This window comes from Streptomyces sp. TRM70350, assembly GCF_019219825.1.
Taxonomy (GTDB): Bacteria; Actinomycetota; Actinomycetes; order Streptomycetales; family Streptomycetaceae; genus Streptomyces.
This window is the reverse complement of the sequence record NZ_JAHUXH010000045.1, coordinates 1-17,594: the sequence shown is the minus strand read 5'-3', so window position 1 is coordinate 17,594 and position 17,594 is coordinate 1. Positions and strand designations below refer to the sequence as shown.

2 protein-coding genes and 1 pseudogene are annotated in these 17,594 nt (G+C 76.5%); all 3 read right to left on the bottom strand.

The genetic code is table 11. The features are described from left to right. The gene (locus KWI83_RS35355) at nt 1-1,167 is read right to left on the bottom strand and encodes a zinc-binding alcohol dehydrogenase family protein (protein WP_218518469.1); all 1,167 of its coding nucleotides are present in this window, start codon (nt 1,165-1,167) and stop codon (nt 1-3) included. 199 nt (nt 1,168-1,366) lie between these two features. Beyond that, the gene (locus tag KWI83_RS39510) at nt 1,367-11,689 is read right to left on the bottom strand and encodes a type I polyketide synthase (protein WP_305733714.1); all 10,323 of its coding nucleotides are present in this window, start codon (nt 11,687-11,689) and stop codon (nt 1,367-1,369) included. Beyond that, nucleotides 11,689-17,586: pseudogene (locus tag KWI83_RS35315) on the bottom strand (SDR family NAD(P)-dependent oxidoreductase); the annotation flags it as partial. The gene KWI83_RS39510 and the pseudogene KWI83_RS35315, both read right to left, overlap by 1 nt. Between the last annotated feature and the right edge of the window lie 8 nt (nt 17,587-17,594).

The following is a 17,594-nucleotide window of genomic DNA, read 5'->3' as shown; positions in this document are numbered from 1 at the left end:
TCAGCTCCTCCCGGCGCCGGAGAACAGCGGGAAATAGGTGTCGAGGTGGTCCCGGCGGTAGGCGTCGGCGAGTTCGGGGACGCGCGCGAACGGGGTCACCGGGTCGTCGGCGATGTCGGGCAGCCAGCCGGTCTCCTGCATCACGTCGCGGATGCGGGCGGCGTCCTGCAGGCGCCAGGCGTGGGTGTGCACGTGGATGTGCCGGCTGATGCACTCGGTGGCGCGCAGGTTCCACAGCCGCATGCCGGTCTTCCAGCCGACGGTCGACACCACGCCTTCGCGGGCGAGGCTCTTCATGGTGGCCCGGTGCAGGCCGCCGCCGAGGTTGTCCAGGAAGACCGACACCCCGTGACCGCCGGAGAGTTCGCCGACGATCTCCAGGAACCGGGCCTCGGAGGCGCGGTAGCGGTCCATGGCGTCGGGGTCGGTGGACTCCTTGGCCCGGAGGTGGTCGAGGTCGGGGAACTCGCGGCGGTCGACGGCGATCGCGCCGGACGCGGCGATCTCCTTCAGCCGGCTGTCCCGGCCGGAGACCATCGCCGTGCGGAAGCCCTCCCGGCGGGCCAGTTCAAGTTCGGCGAAGACGACCCCGCCGCCCCAGCCGAGGACGAGCGGCTGCTCGTCCCAGGCGTCGTCGACCTGGCTGCGCCAGCACCGGCTGGTGACCCGCCAGTTGTCCCAGGCGGTGAAGTACCGTGCGAACGGCGCCCAGCGCTCCACCGGGTGGCGTCCGTCGGCCGGCAACGGCACGAGCCGGTCGGCGGGTACGACCATGCGCTCGGCCAGCAGGCCGGGCGAGCCCGGGGCGTCGTAGGCGCAGATGGTCTCCGCGTAGCCGTGGCGGTCGACCCGGCCGAACGGGATCCACAGGCATTCCTGGCCCTCGCGCAGTCCGCGCACGGCCGAGCCGGTGCGCAGGACGCGGACGACTCCGCAGGTGCCGAGGACGATGCGGTCCTCGCCGCGCTGGCGGACGATGTCGACGGGGCTGCGCGCGAGGGCGTGTTCCATGTTGGCCTCCCAGCAGCCGACGAGGGACTCGACCAGCACCTCGTCCTCGCCGGGGGAGGCGACCGGGATGCTGGTGAGGGTCAGCTCACCGCGCACCGGGCCGCCGGACCTGTCCTGCGGGCCCGCGGGCAGCACCCAAGCATGCACGTTCTCCATCAGTTCCCCCTCGTGTGCGTGCGTGCGGCGCCGGATGTACCCGCCTGTTCACGCGTAACGATCGCTGTCGGCCGTACCTGCCCCCGTGGCGCGATGCGGCCGGGACGGTGATCGGGCCGCCCCGCCGTAGCGATCACGGCGATGCTATCGGACGGCCCTGGGCCCTTCGCCAGTGCTGTGTGCAACGTCGTCGGCAAGGTCATCGCCCCCACCTGGCCAGCAGGTCCGCCAACAGGCTGGTGATCCGGGCGCGTTCGGGCCCGTCGGCGGGCAGCCGCGTGATCGCCTCGTCGAGCCGGCCGAGTTCCTCCAGTACCAGTACGGCGGTCGCGGCGTCCTCGTCCTCGAACGCGGGCGGCTCCGCGTCCCCGGGCGGGGCGAGTTCGGCCAGCAGGTGGCGGGCCAGCTCCGTCGGGGTGGGGTGGTCGAAGACCAGCGTCGGCGGCAGCCGCAGCCCGGTGACGGCGGCGAGCCGGTTGCGCAGTTTCAGTGCCGCCAGGGAGTCGAATCCCTGGTCCAGGAAACGGTGGTGGGCCGGTACGTCGTCCCGGCCGGCGTGGCCGAGGACGAGCGCGGCCTCGTCGCGCACCAGGTCCGCCAGGAACGCCTCCCGCTCGGCGGGCGTACGGCCGGCCAGCTCGCCGGCCACCGTCGGGGCGCTGGTGCCGGCCTGGGCGGCCTCCCGGCGGGCGGGCGCCCGGACGAGGCCGCGCAGCGGTGCCGGCAGTTCGTCGGCGGCCGCGCGCAGGGAGCGCAGGTGCAGGGCGCCGGCCACCACGAACGGCTCGGCGCCGCGGCAGGCCGCGTCGAACAGGGCGAGGCCCTGGTCCTCGGACAGCGGTGTCATGCCGTTGACGGCGACGGGCGTGTCCGAGGCGCTGCCGTGGCCGCTCTTGGCGGCACGTTCGGCCCACCAGCCCCAGGCCACGGAGGTCGCCGGGAGACCGTGGGCGCGGCGGTGACGGGCCAGCGCGTCCAGGAAGGCGTTGCCCGCCGCGTAGTTGCCCTGGCCGAGGCCGCCGAAGGTACCGGCCACGGACGAGAACAGCACGAAGGCGTCGAGGTTGAGATGCCGGGTCAGTTCGTGCAGGTGCCAGGCCGCGTCGGCCTTCGGGCGCAGCGCGGTGTCCAGCCGGTCCGCGTCGAGCGCGGCGATCACGCCGTCGTCCAGGACGGAGGCGCTGTGCACGACCGCGGTGAGCGGGTGTTCGTCGGGGACGGCGGCGAGCAGCTCGGCGAGCGCCTTGCGGTCGGCGGTGTCACAGGCCGCGAGGGTGACCGTGACGGCGCCCGATGCGCGCAACTCCGCGCGGAGTTCGGCCGCGCCGGGGGCGGCGGGGCCGCGCCGGGAGGCGAGGACCAGGTGCCGCACGCCGTGGGCGGCCACGAGGTGCCGGGCCACCAGGGCGCCGAGGTCTCCGGAGGCGCCGGTGACCAGGACGGTGCCGTCCGCCTTCCATGGCGCCGGGCCGTCCGGCGGGGCGAGCCGGGCGAGGCGCGGGACGCGGGCCTCGCCCGCCCGGAGGGCCAACTGGGGCTCCCCGCCGGCCGGTACGCCGGCCAGCGCCTGCCAGGAACGGGGGTCGTCGTCCATGTCGGCCAGGACGAAGCGGCCGGGGTGCTCGGACTGCGCGGAGCGGACCAGGCCCCAGGCCGCAGCGCCCGCGAGGTCGTCGGCCGCGTCGGCTGCCGCGCCGCGGGTGAGGACCACGAGGGGTACGGCGGCGAGCCGGTCGTCGGCGAGCAGTGCCTGGAGGGTGGCGAGCGTGCGGTGCAGCACGGCGTGTGCCTCGGCGGGTGCCTCGCCCGGGGTGCCCACGGCGGTGAGCAGCACCGCGTCGGGCACCTCGGTGAGGCCTGCCGGGCTCTCGGCGCCGTGCACGGTGTGGCCCAGGGCGCGCAGGGTGTCGGCGGCGCCCAGCGGGTCGGCCCCGAGCACCGCCCAGCTTCCGGGCGCGGCCGACGCGAGCGGCACCGGTACCCAGTCCATCCGGAACAGCGCGTCCTTGCCGACGCGCCGGCCGGTTCCCGTGCCGGGCGCGGGGCCGAGCCGGACGGTGTCGGCGGTCAGCACCGGGCCGCCCTCGGGGTCGGCCAGGGTGAGCGCCACCGTGGCCGGGCCGGTCCGCCGCGCGCGCACCCGCAGCGTCCGCGCCCCGGTCGCGTGCAGCCGGACACCCGACCACGCGGTGGGCACCAGCTCCCCGTCGAGCACCGGGCGCAGGGCGGCGTCCAGCAGCAGCGGATGCAGCGCGAACGCGTCGGCCCGCTGGGCGGCGTCGTCCTCGAGCGCGACCTCGGCGAAGACGTCCTCGCCCCGCTGCCAGGCGGCGAGCAGGGCGGCACCGGCGCGCCGCGGCTCCGCCGGGGCGTGCCGTTCCGGTGAGCCGGGGCCTGCCGACGGGAGGTCCGGGGCTTGCGGTTGCCTCGACTCCGGATCAGCCGAGTCGACGGGCCTCGCTGTCGGGTCCCCCGCCTGCGCATCCCGCGGGCCCGGCACGGTCGGCCGCGCGGGGCGCGCATCCTCTTCCTGTTCCTGTGTGTCCGGCTCGTCCAGCGGCAGCGGCTGTGCGTCGGCCGGTGGCCAGTGGGTCAGGGGCTCGCCGGGGGCCTGCGCGGTGGTCAGCGTGGCCTCGGCGTGGCGGATCCAGGGCCCGTCGGCGGTGCGGGTGTGGACGGTGGCCGTGCGGGTGCCCGCCGCGTCCGGGGCGCTGACCGACACCCGGGTGTCGGCGCCGCCGGCCGGTACGACCAGCGGTTCGTACACGGTCAGTTCGCCGATGCCGGCGCAGTCCGCGTGGTCGGCGGCGGCCAGCAGGAGGTCGACCGGCGCGGCGGCCGGTGCGGCGGCTCCCGGCCAGGGCTGCGCGGTGCCGGAGAGCCGGCCGGTGAGCACCAGGGCGCCGTCGGCGAGTTCGACGACGGCGCCGAGCAGCGGGTGCGCGGCGGGAGCCAGCCCCGCGGCCGTCACGTCGCCGCTGCTGCCGCCCGGTTCCAGCCAGTGCCGGGTGCGCTGGAAGGCGTAGGTCGGCAGCTCGACCATACGGGCGCCGGTGCCGGCGAAGGCCGGGCGCCAGTCGACGGTGAGACCGGCCGCGTGCGCCTCGGCGGCTGCCCGCAGGAACCGCTCGCGTCCGCCCTCGTCGCGGCGGAGCGTGGCGAGGACCGTGGCCGGGCCGCCGGTCTCCTCCAGGGTCTGCTGCACGGCGACGGTGAACAAAGGGTGCGCGCTGATCTCCAGGAAGGGGCCGTAGCCCTGCTCGCCCAGGGTGCGCACGGCCTGTTCGAACAGCACGGTCCGGCGGGCGTTGCGGTACCAGTAGTGGTGGTCGAGCCCGGCGGTGTCGAGGAGCCCTCCGGTGACCGTGGAGCAGAACGCGACCGGCGCGGAGCGCGGCGCGGTCGGTGCGAGGGTCTCGATCAGCTGCTCGCGCAGCGCCTCGACGTGTGCGGTGTGGCCCGCGCCGACGATCTGGCGGACCCGCCGGACCCGTATGCCCTCGGCCTCCACGCCGGTCAGGAACTCCTCCAGCGCGTCGAGGTCGCCGGCGACGGTGACCGAGCGCGGGTCGTTGACGGCCGCGATGTCCAGGCGCTCACCCCACGGCCGCAGCCGCTCGGCCGCCTCCTCGCGGGGCAGCGCCGCGGAGGCCATGCCGCCGGTGCCCGCCAGGGTCAGCCAGGCCTTGCCGCGGGTGGCGACGATCCGGGCAGCGTCCCGCAGGTCCAGGGCGCCCGCGACGTACGCGGCGGCGATCTCGCCCTGGCTGTGGCCGACCACCGCCGACGGCTCCACACCGTAGGAACGCCACAGCGCGGCCAGCGACACCATCATCGTGAACAGGGCCGGCTGGACCACGTCGACCCGGTGCAGCGGCGGCGCCCCCTCCTCGTCACGGAGCACGTCCAGCAGGGACCAGTCGATGAACTCGGCGAAGGCGTCGGCACACTGCTGCACGCTCTCCCGGAACACCGGAAAGTCGTCGAGGAGTCGGCGGGCCATGCCGGGCCACTGGGCGCCGTGCCCGGGGAAGACGAACACGACCCGGTCGGCGCCGTCGGCCGCGCCCTCGGTGACCGCGGGGTCGGGGGTGCCGGCGGCGACGGCGTCGAGTCCGCGCAGCAGTTCGGCGCGGTCGGTGCCGAGCACCACGGCCCGGTGGTCGAACACGGCCCGGCCCGTCGCCAGGGTCCGGCCGACGTCGGCCGGGCGGAGGCCGGGGCGGGTGTCCAGGTGGGTGCGCAGCCGCGCCGCCTGGGCGCGCAGGGCGTCCCGGGTCCGGCCGTGCACCGGCCACACCAGTGGCCCGGCCGGTTCGGGCACGGCCTGCGGGGTGTCCTCGGCGGGGGCCTGTTCGAGGATGACGTGGGCGTTCGTGCCGGACAGGCCGAACGCCGACACAGCCGCCCGCCGTGGCCGGTCCACGGCCGGCCAGTCGCGGGACTCGGTCAGCACCGCGACCGCGCCCGTGCTCCAGTCGACCTGGCTGGTGGGCCGGTCCACGTGCAGGGTGGCGGGCAGCAGGCCGTGCCGCAGCGCCTGCACCGTCTTGATGACGCCGGCCGCGCCGGAGGCGGCCTGGGAGTGGCCGATGTTGGACTTCACCGAGCCGAGCCAGAGCGGTTCGGTGCGGTCCTGGCCGTAGGTGGCGAGCAGGGCCTGGGCCTCGATCGGGTCGCCGAGTCGGGTGCCGGTGCCGTGCGCCTCGACGGCGTCGACGTCGGCGGGCCGCAGCCCGGCGTCGGCGAGCGCGGCGGTGATGACGCGCTGCTGGGCGGGGCCGCTGGGGGCGGTGAGGCCGTTGGAGGCGCCGTCCTGGTTGATCGCCGAGCCGCGTACCAGGGCGAGGACGCGGTGGCCCTGGGCGCGGGCCCGGGAGAGGCGTTCCACCAGCAGCAGTCCGACGCCCTCGGCGAGGCCGGTGCCGTCGGCGGCGTCGGCGAAGGCCTTGCAGCGGCCGTCGGCGGACAGGCCGCGCTGCGCGGAGAAGCCGATGAGGGCGGCCGGGCTGGACATCAGCGCGACACCGCCGGCCAGGGCGAGGTCGCTCTCGCCGGTGCGCACCGACTGGGAGGCCAGGTGCAGCGCGACCAGGGAGGAGGAGCAGGCGGTGTCGACGGTGACGGCGGGGCCCTCCAGGCCGAAGGTGTAGGCGATCCGGCCGGAGATCACGCTCGGCACGTTGCCGGTGAGCAGCTGTCCGTCGGAGCCGCCGGCGCCGGGGCCGCGGCTGGAGGCGTAGTCGCCGACGTTGGCGCCGGCGAAGACGCCGACCCGGCCGCCACGCAGGGTGGTGGGGTCGATTCCGGCGTGTTCGAACGCCTCCCAGGCGGCCTCCAGCAGCAGCCGCTGCTGCGGGTCGGTGGCCCGGGCCTCGGCCGGGGCGATGCCGAAGAAGGCGGCGTCGAAGCCGGCCGGGTCGGTGAGGAAGGCGCCCTGGCGGACGTAGCTGCGGCCGCGGGCGTCGGGGTCGGTGTCGTAGAGCGCGTCGAGGTCCCAGCCGCGGTCGGTGGGCAGGCCGCCGACCGCGTCCTGGCCGGCCACGACGAGCCGCCACAGCTCGTCCGGGGACGTGATGCCGCCTGCGTAGCGGCAGCTGAGGCCGACGATGGCGATCGGGTCGTCGTCATCGGCGGCGGCGCGGGCGGCGGGCACGGCGACGTCCGCGGCGTCGGTGTCGAAGGCCAGCGCCAGCAGGTGATCGGCCAGCGCCGCGGGCGACGGGTGGTCGAAGACGAGGGTCGCGGGCAGGGAGAGGCCGGTGGCCGAGCGGAGCCGGTTGCGCAGTTCGACCGCGGTGATGGAGTCGAAGCCGACGTCCCGGAAGGCACGGTCGGCGGGCAGCGCGGCGGGCGAGTCGTGGCCGAGGACGGCGGCGGCGTGCTCGCGGACCAGTTCGGTAACGGCGCGGCGGCGGCCGGCCTCGGGCAGATCGCCGAGCCGCTCGCGCAGCGCCGAGACGGTGCCGGTGTCGACGGTGGCGGTGCGCAGCACGGCGGCGGCCTCGGGCACGGACTCCAGCAGCGGCCGACGGCGCGCGGAGCAGAACACCGGGACGAACCGGGTCCAGTCGACGTCGGCGATGACCACGGTGGTCTCGTCATGGTCGAGGGTCTGCCGCAGCCCGGCGACGGCCAACTCCGGGTCGAGGAAGGGCAGGCCCTGCCGGCCGACGCGCTCGGGGTCCACGTCCTCGTTCACGCCGTCCCACGCGTTGACGGCGGCCCAGATGCCCCATGCGACAGAGGTCGCGGTCAGGCCGCGGGCGCGGCGGTCCTCGGCGAGGGCGTCGAGGTAGGCGTTGGCGGCGGCGTAGGGGGCGTGCAGTCCGCTGCCCCACACGCCGGCGACCGAGGAGAACAGCACGAAGGCGTCCAGGTCCCGGTCGGCGAAGAGGTCGTCGAGGTGGCGGGCGCCGAGCACCTTGGCGGCGGTCTGGCCGGCGAACGCGTCGACGGGGGTGTCGGCCAGCGGGCGCAGTTCGAGGGCGGTGGCGGCGTGCAGGACGCTGCGCACCGGGGTGCCGGCCGCGTCGAGTGCGTCGACAAGGGCGGCCAGTTCGGCGCGGTCGGTGACGTCGCACACCGGGAAGTGCAGCTCGGTGCCGGTGCCGGCCAGTTCGGCGGTCAGTTCGGCCGCGATGGGGGCGTCGGCGCCGCGGCGGCCGGGCAGCACGACGCGTTCGGCGCCCTGTTCGGCCATCCAGCGCACCAGGTGGGGTCCGAGGGCTCCGGTGCCGCCGGTGAGCAGGACGGTGCCGGCCGGCCGCCAGGACCGCGGGGCGGGTTCGGTGCCGAGCGGCGCCCGGGTCAGGCGGCGGGCGGACACGCCGGTGGCGCGCAGCGCCGTCTGGTCCTCGTCGCCGGCGCCGGCGAGCAGCGCGGCCAGCCGGCCGGCGGCGCGCTCGTCCCACTCGGCGGGCAGGTCGATCAGGCCGCCCCAGCGCTCGGGGTGTTCGAGCGCGACGACCCGGCCCAGGCCCCAGGTCTGGGCCTGGGCGGGTGCGGTGACGCGGTCGGCGGGTCCGGTGGCGACGGCGCTCCGGGTGGCGCACCACAGGGACGCGGTGACACCGGCGTCGCCGAGAGCCTGGACCAGGGCGATGGTCAGGGCCAGTCCGGTGGGCAGGGCGGGATGTCCGGGGTGCGGGGCGTCGTCCAGGGCGAGCAGGGACAGCACACCGGCCGGGCTCTGGCCGGCCAGCCGGTCCGCGAGCGCGGCGCGGTCGGTGTCGTCCGCGCCGAGGGTGAGCGTGGCGACCTCGGCACCGTGCCCGGTGAGCGCGGCGGCCACGTGCGCGGTGAGCGGGTCGCCGGCACGGGTGGCGGGTACGACGAGCAGCCACGGCCCGGTCAGCCGGGCATCGTCGGGGACGGCGATTCGCTCCCAGGTGACGGTGTAGCGCCGGCTGTCCACGGCGGACCGCTCGCGCAGCAGGCGGCGCCAGCGCGAGAGGGCCGGTACGACGGCGGTGAGCGGGTCGTCGGTGTCCACACCGAGGGCGCGGGAGAGTCCGGTGACGTCGGCGCGGTCCACGATGTCCCAGAACCGGCCGTCCCACGGGTCGGTGCCGGTACTGGCGGCGAGGGCTGCGCGGCGCTGCGGGGAGAGCCAGAAACGCTCGCGCTGGAAGGCGTAGGTGGGCAGGTCGACTTGGCGGGGCGCGTACGGCGCGAGTTCGGCGGCCCAGTCCACGGGCACCCCCAGGACGGCGGCCTCGGCCAGCGCGGTACGGAAGCGGAGCAGGTCGCCCTGGTCCCGGCGCAGGGTGCCGATCGCCGTGGCGGGCACGTCCATGGCCTCGGCGGTCTGCTGGACGCCGAGGGTGAGCACGGGGTGCGGGCCGACCTCGATGAACACGCGGTGGCCCTGTTCCAGGGCGCGCCGTGTGGCCGCCTCGAAACGGACCGGCTCACGCAGGTTCCGGTACCAGTAGCCGGCGTCGAGCGCGGTGGTGTCGAGCGGCTCTCCGGTGAGGGTGGACAGGAAGGTCACCTCCGCCGCGCGCGGGGTGATACCGGCGAGGTCGGTGGCGAGACGGTCGCGGACCTCGGTGACGTGCGGGGAGTGGGAGGCGTAGTCGACGGGGATACGGCGCACCCGGACGCCGTCGGCCTCCCAGGCGGCCTGGGCGGCGTCGAGCGCTTCCGTCTCGCCGGAGACGACCACCGTGGACGGGCCGTTGACCGCGGCGATGCCGAGGCCGGGCCGGCTGTCGAGCCGGGCGCGGGCCTGCGTCTCGGGCAGCGGCACGGACAGCATGCCGCCGCGGCCCGCGAGCGCCAGGAGCGCCTTGGCGCGCAGCGCGACGACCTTCGCGCCGTCCTCCAGGGTGAGGGCGCCGGCCACGCATGCGGCGGCGATCTCGCCCTGCGAGTGGCCGAGTACGGCGTCGGGCCGGACGCCCGCGGCCCGCCACAGCTCGGCGAGGCTGACCATGACGGCCCACAGCACGGGCTGCACGACGTCGACGCGCTCCAGTGCCCGCGGGGAGCGGATCGCCTCGTCCGGCGACCAGTCCACCCAGGGGGCGAGGGCGCGGGCGCAGTCCGCCCACTTCGCCGCGAACACCGGCGAGGTCTCCAGCAGGGGTACGGCCATGCCGGCCCACTGGGCGCCCTGGCCGGGGAAGACGAAGGTGATCCGGCGCGCGCCGGCCGCGGTGGTGCCGGTGACGACGGCGGGGCTCGGCCGTTCCTCGGCCAGCGCGGTGAGGGCGTCGAGCAGCCCGGCCCGGTCGTCGGCGAGCACGACGGCCCGGGACGACAGCGCGGCCCGAGTGGTGGCGGCGCTGAACGCGACGTCCTGCGGGGCGAGTTCCGGGTGCGCGGTGAGGTGGGCGGCGAGCCGGAGCGCCTGGGCACGGACACCGGCCTCGGTGGCGGCGGACAGCGGGACGGGGAGCGCGGCCGGTGCGGGGCGGGGCTCGGGGGGTTGCGGGGCGGTGGGGGTCCGCTCGCCGGTGGACTGCGGCGCCGCGGGGGCCTGGGCCGCGGCGGGCTGCTGCGCCGGCGTCGTGGCGGTCGTAGCGGCGGGGCCCTGGGTCCCGGCGGCCTCCGGTGTCGAAGAGTCCGTGGTGGGGGCCTGTTCCAGGACGACGTGGGCGTTGGTGCCGCTGATGCCGAAGGAGGACACCGCCGCGCGGCGCGGTCGGCCGGTCTCGGGCCAGGCGCGGGTCAGGTCCAGCGGTGCGACCGCGCCGGCGGTCCAGTCGACCTGCGGGGTCGGCTCGCCCAGGTGGGCGGTGCCGGGCAGCACGCCGTGCCGGAGCGCCATGACGGCCTTGATGACTCCGGCGACGCCCGCGGCGGCCTGGGTGTGGCCGATGTTGGACTTCACCGAGCCGAGCCAGAGCGGCTCGTCGCGGTCCTGGCCGTAGGTGGCGAGCAGCGCCTGTACCTCGATCGGATCGCCGAGCGGGGTGCCGGTGCCGTGGCCCTCCACCAGGTCCAGGTCGGCGGTGGTGAGCCGGGCGTCGGCCAGCGCCTGCCGGATGACCCGCTGCTGGGCCGGCCCGTTGGGGGTGGTGAGGCCGCTGCTGGCGCCGTCCTGGTTGACCGCGGAGCCGCGCAGCACGGCGAGGACCGGGTGGCCGAGCCGTTCGGCGTCGCTCAGCCGTTCGACGAGGAGTATGCCGACGCCCTCGGACCAGCCGGTGCCGTCGGCGTCGGCCGAGTACGACTTGCAGCGCCCGTCGGCGGCGAGGCCGCCCTGCCGGGAGAAGTCCACGAAGACGGCCGGGGTGGACAGCACGGTCGCGCCGCCCGCCAGGGCCATCGTGCACTCCCCGGCGCGCAGCGCGCGGATCGCGGAGTGCAGGGCGACGAGCGACGAGGAGCAGGCGGTGTCGACGGTGACGGCGGGGCCCTCCAGGCCCAGCGTGTAGGCGATCCGGCCGCTGGCGACGCTGCCCGCGGTGCCGAGGCCGAGGTAGCCCTCGACGCCCTCGGGCAGGGGGTCGGCTCCGGTGCCGTAGTCGTGGTACATCACGCCGGCGTACACGCCGGTGCGGCTGCCGCGCAGCGAGGTGGGGTCGATGCCGGCGCGTTCGATCGCCTCCCAGGCGGTCTCCAGGAGCAGCCGCTGCTGCGGGTCCATGGCGAGCGCCTCGCGGGGGCTGATGCCGAACAGGCCGGGGTCGAACTCGCCCGCTTCGTGCAGGAATCCGCCCTCGCGGGTGTGGCTGGTGCCGGAGCGCTCGGGGTCGTCGGCGAAGAGGGCGGCCAGGTCCCAGCCGCGGTCGGTGGGGAAGGGTCCCATGGCGTCGCGGCCGTCGAGCACGAGTCGCCACAGGTCCTCGGGCGAGGCGACGCCACCGGGGTACCGGCAGGCCATGCCGACGATCGCGATCGGCTCGTGCGCCCGGTGCTCCGCCTCGCGCAGCCGCTGCTTGGCGCGGCGCAGGTCGGTGGTCAGGCGCTTGAGCGTCTCCACGACCTTGCGGTCGTCGGTCTGTTCCTGGGGCAACGCGGTGGCTCCTCGTGCGGTGGTGCGGTCGTTCGTGCGGTCGTTGTCGGTCATCAGAAGTCCCCCAGCTCCCGGTCGGCGAGGTCGAGCAGATCGGCGAGGCTGTCCTCGCCGGTCTCGGCGAGCGGCTCGCCCGGGGCCGGTTCGTCGAGGGTGCGCAGCAGTGCGCGCAGCCGGGTGCGCAGGCCCTCGCGCAGCTCCGGGTCGGCGGCGGACTCGGCCGCCGCGGTCTCCAGTTCGGCGAGCGTGCTGGTGCGCAGGGAGGCCACGGTGGGCCGGCCCGGGGCGAGCTGGGCCACCAGGTGGGCGGCGAGCGCGGCGGGCGTCGGGTGGTCGAAGATCACCGTGGCGGGCAGCCGCAGGCCCGCCACGGCGCCCAGCCGGTTGCGCAGTTCGACGGACATCAGGGAGTCGAAGCCGAGCTGCTGGAAGCCGCGTTCCTGGTCGACGCCGTCGGCGGTGGCGTGGCCGAGCACGTCGGCGGTGTGCCGCAGGACGACGTCGAGTGCCCGGCGCTCCCGTTCCGCCGCGGGCAGCGCGGCCAGCGTGTCCGCCAGCGGCTCGCCCGGCTCGGATGCCGTACGGGCCGGTGCGGGCACCAGGGCCCGCAGTACCGGCGGGAGTTCGGCCGCCCTGGCCCGCAGTCCCGGCAGGTCGACCCGGGCGGCGAGCGGTGCGGCCGGTGCCCCGTCCCGGGCGGTGTCGAACAGTGCCAGGCCGAGTGCGGCATCGAGCGGCAGCAGTCCGGCCCGGGAGGCGCGGCGGGTGCCGAGCTGGGCCGCCATGCCGTCGGCCCAGGGGCCCCAGGCGATGGACACCGCGGGCAGGCCGGCGGCCCGGCGGTGCGCGGCGAGGGCGTCCAGGAAGGCGTTTGCGGCCGCGTAGTTGGCCTGTCCGGGCGCGCCCAGGAGGCCCGCGGCGGACGAGAACAGCACGAACGCGTCGAGGTCGGCGGTGAGTTCGTGCAGGTGCCAGGCAGCGTCGGCCTTGGGCCGCAGGACGGTGTCGAGCCGATCGGGGTCGAGCGCGGCCACGACGCCGTCGTCCAGCACTCCCGCGGCGTGCACGACGGCCGTCACCGGGTGCGCGGGGTCGACGCTCGCGAGGAGCGCGGCCAGCGCGGCCCGGTCGCTGACGTCGCAGGCCGCGAAGCGGACCTCGGCACCGGCCGCGGCGAGTTCCGCGGACCACTCCGGCTGCCGTCCCTGCCGGCTGACCAGAAGCAGCCGCCGGGCGCCGTGTTCGGTGACCAGGTGCCGGGCCACCAGGGCTCCGAGGCTGCCGGTCGCCCCGGTGACCAGCACGGTGCCTCGCGCGCCGAGCGGGACGGCGGGTACGGCGGGTACGGCGGGTACGGCGGGTACGGCGGAACTGACGCGGACCAGGCGGGCGGCGCGCACCGCACCGCCGCGGATCACCAGCTGGGGCTCGTCCGTCGCCAGCGCGGCGGGCAGCGCGGCCAGGGACGCCGGGTCGTCGTCCACGTCGACCAGAACCAGCCGGCCGGGATGCTCGGACTGCGCCGCCCGCACCAGTCCCCAGGCGGTGGCCCCGGCCAGATCGGGCCGTTCCCCGGCGAGCGCGACCGCGTCCCGGGTGAGGAGCACCAGCCGGCCGGCGCCCTGCTCCCCCGCCACCCACGTCTGCACCAGCGCGAGGGCGGCCCGCAGGACGGCCCGGACGGCCTCGGGCACGCCGGTCCCATCGGACAGTTCCGCAGACGCACAGGCCCCGGTGTCGGTGGACAGGTCCGCGACGACGACGTCCGTGTCGGGCGCCACCGTGGTGAGGTCCTTGAGCACCTCCGTCCCGGACCCGAGTACGTCGGCCAGGGCGGCGTCGGCGGGGGTGAGCAGCGCCCAGCGGCCCTCGGGACGGCGGGACGGCGGGACGGGGACGGGGACCCAGTCCAGGTCGAACAGCGCCTCGTCGGTGGCCGGCGTGGTGCGCAGGTCCTCCGGTGCGATCGCGCGCAGGCGCAGCGCCCGGACCTCGATCACCGGGCGGCCCTCGTCGTCCGTGGCCCTCAGGGCGAGCCCGCCACTTCCGTCCGGGGCGATCCGGACCCGCAGCGAGCGGGCGCCGGTGGTGTGCACGAGGACGTCGCTCCAGGTGAACGGCACGCCGGTCACGCCGAGTCCGCCGGCACCGGCCGCGTGCAGCGCGGTGTCGAGCAGCGCCGGGTGGAGGCCGAAGCCCGTCGGGTCGGTGCCCGGCGCGGGGCCGATCTCGGCGAACACCTCGGTCGTCGGGCCGTCACCGCGCCGCCAGACCGCGCGCAGGGCGCGGAAGGCGGGACCGTAGCCCAGGCCGGCGGCGGCCAGTTCGTCGTAGTGACCGGCCGTCGGCACCGGCTCGGCGTCCTGCGGCGGCCAGGGCAGCGGCTCGGTGCCGGCTTCCGGTACGCCCGCAGCGAGTACGCCGGTGGCGTGCCGCGTCCACGGGGCGCCGTCGTCGCCGCGTGCGGACACGGTGACCGGCCGCTCGCCGTCGACGGCCGCGCCGACGTGCACCTGGACCAGGACCGAGCCGTCGGCGGGCAGTACGAGCGGCGCGGCCAGGGTGAGTTCCCGTACCCGTGGCAGGCCGACGCGTTCACCGGCCGCGCGGGCCAGTTCGACGAAGGCCGTGCCCGGCAGCAGGACGGTGTCGAGGACGGTGTGGTCGGCCAGCCAGGGATGGGTGGCCGTGTCCAGCCGGCCGGTGAGCAAGGTCCCGTCGGGCGAGTCGACGGCGGCCCCGAGCAGCGGATGGCCGGCCGTGTCCAGGCCGGCGGCGGAGAGGTCGCCGGTCCGGGGCGCGGACCGGAGCCAGTAGCGGGTGCGCTGGAACGCGGTCGTCGGCAGTTCGACCCTCCGGGCTCCGGTGCCCGTGCAGAAGGCCGGCCAGTCCACCGCGGTGCCCCGGTCGTACAGGGCGCCGACCGCGGCGGCCACGGCGGCCGCCTCCGGCCGTCCGGTGCGCAGCGTGGGTACGGCCACGGCGGTGTCCGGCAGCAGCGGGGCGGCCATCGCGGTGAGCACGCCGTCCGGGCCGAGTTCCAGCACGGTGTCCACGCCGGCCTCGCCGAGGGCGTGGACGCCGTCGGCGAACCGCACCGTGTCCCGTACGTGCCGCACCCAGTAGGCGGGGGTGCACAGTTCGTCACCGGCGAGGGTGCCGGTGACCGTCGACATGACCGGGGTCCGCGGCGGGTGGAACTCCACGTCGGTGAGGGCCGCCGCGAAGTCGGCGAGCATGGGCTCCATCAGCGGCGAGTGGAAGGCGTGCGAGACCTTCAGCTCCCGGGTACGGCTGCCCCGTGCGGCCCACAGCCCGGCGGTGCTCAGCACCGCGTCCCGGGTTCCGGAGACGACCACCGAGCGGGGGCCGTTGACGGCGGCGAGCACCGCACCGCCGGCCAGTTCGGCGGCCACCTCCTCCTCGGGCGCCTCGATGGCGGCCATCGCGCCGCCCGTCGGCAGCGCGGCCATCAGTCGGCTGCGGGCGGCCACGACGCGCACCGCGTCGGGCAGCGACCACACGCCCGCCAGGTGCGCGGCGGCCAGTTCGCCGACGGAGTGTCCGAGCAGCAGGTCCGGTACGACGCCCCAGGACTCGAAGAGCCGTCCGAGCGCGACCTCCAGCGCGAACAGCGCCGGCTGCGCGTACCCGGTGTCGTCGAGGCCGTCTCCGGTGGCGACGACCTCGCGCAGCGGCCGGTCGAGGACGGTGTCGAACGCGGCGCACACCTCGGCGTACGCGGCGGCGAACACGGGGTGGGCGGCGGCCAGTTCCTCGCCGGTGCCGGCACGCTGGGCGCCCTGCCCGGTGAACAGGAACGCGGTGTGCCCGCTGCCGGCCACCGTGGCCGGGCCCAACTCGTTGAGTCCCGCGAGCAGTTCCTCGCGGGTTGCCGCGACGACGGTGACCCGGCGCTCCAGTCGGGTCCGGCCGGTGGCCGCGGAGTAGGCGATGTCCAGCGGGACGAGGCCGGGGTCGGCGGTCACCGCGGCGGCGAGCCGGCCGGCCTGGGCGCGCAGCCCCGCGTCGGTGCGCGCGGAGAGCGGCACCGGTACGGGTACGCCGGGCCGTTCGCCGGACTCGGCGGGCGGTTCGCCGCTGTCGGGTTGTTCCAGCACCACGTGGGCGTTGGTGCCGGACAGGCCGAAGGAGGACACGGCGGCCCGGCGGGGCCGGCCGGTGTGCGGCCACTGCCGCTCCTCGGTCAGCAGTTCCACCGCGCCCGCCGCCCAGTCGATGTGCGGGGACGGCTCGTCGGCGTGCAGCGTGCGGGGCAGTACGCCGTGCCGCATGGCCTGCACCATCTTGATCACACCGGCGGCACCGGCGGCGGCCTGGGTGTGCCCGATGTTCGACTTGATGGAACCGAGCCACAGCGGCTCGGCGCGCTCCTGCCCGTAGGCGGCGAGCAGCGCCTCCACCTCGATCGGGTCGCCGAGCGAGGTGCCGGTGCCGTGGCCCTCGACGGCGTCCACGTCCGACGGCCGCAGTCCGGCGTCGGCCAGCGCCTGCCCGATCACCCGCTGCTGGGACGGCCCGTTGGGCGCGGTGAGCCCGTTGGAGGCGCCGTCCTGGTTGACGGCGGTGCCGCGGACGACGGCGAGCACCGGGTGCCCGTTGCGGCGGGCGTCGGAGAGCCGTTCGACCAGGAGCATGCCGACGCCCTCGGACCAGCCGGTGCCGTCGGCGCCTGCCCCGTACGACTTGCAGCGGCCGTCGGTGGCGAGGCCGCGCTGCCGGGAGAAGTCGACAAAGACTCCCGGGGTGGCCATCACGGTGACACCGCCGGCGAGCGCGAGGTCGCTCTCGCCGGAGCGCAGCGACTGGACGGCCCAGTGCAGGGCGACCAGCGAGGAGGAGCACGCGGTGTCGACGGTGACGGCCTGGCCCTCCAGGCCGAGGGCGTACGCGATCCGGCCGGAGGCGATGCTGCCCGAGTTGCCGGTGCCGAGGTAGCCCTCGACTCCGTCGGGGAGCGTGTCCACCCGGGCCGCGTAGTCGTGGTACATCACACCGGCATACACGCCGGTCCGGCTGCCGCGCAGCGACGCCGGGTCGATCCCGGCGCGCTCGATGGCCTCCCAGGACGCCTCCAGCAGCAGCCGCTGCTGCGGGTCCATGGCGAGGGCCTCCCGGGGGGAGATCCCGAAGAAGCCGGCGTCGAACTCCCCGGCGTCGTGCAGGAATCCGCCTTCGCGGGTGTGACTGGTGCCGGGCCGGTCGGGGTCGTCGGCGAACAGCGCCCGCAGGTCCCAGCCGCGGTCGGTCGGGAATCCGGAGATGGCGTCACGGCCTTCGGTGACCGCCTGCCACAGCTCGTCCGGGGAGGTGATGTCACCGGGGTAGCGGCAGGCCATGCCGACGATGGCGATGGGCTCGTCCGCCGGTGCGGTGACGCGCGGCGCGGCGGGCGCGGCGGCCGTACCGCCGAGCACACGCTCCAGCAGATGCGTGGCCAGCGCGGCCGGCGTGGGGTAGTCGAACACCGCGGTGGTGCCGAGGCGCAGCCCGGTCGCCGTGGCGAGCCGGTTGCGCAGTTCGACGGCGGTGAGCGAGTCGAAGCCCAGGTCGAGGAAGGCCCGGTCCGCGGCCACGGCGGCGGGGGACGCGTGCCCCAGCACGGCCGCCGCCTGCTCACGGACCCACTCGACGGCGGCGCGTTCCCGTTCGGCCGGCGCGAGGCGCGTGAACCGGTCCGCCCACTCCTCGGCCCGGCCGGCGCCGTCGGCCACGGCCCGGCGGGCGGGCCGCCCGACGAGCTTGTGGAACAGCGGTGGCAGCGTCTGGGCCGCGCGCAGCGCGGACAGGTCCCACAGCGCGGCGACGGCGACGGCGTCGGTGCCGCGCACGGCCTGGTCGAAGAGGGCGAGCCCGTCCTCGGTGCCGAGCGCCCGGGTTCCCGACCGGCTGATGCGGGCGCGGTCGGCCCTGCCGAGCCCCGTGGTCATGCCGTCTC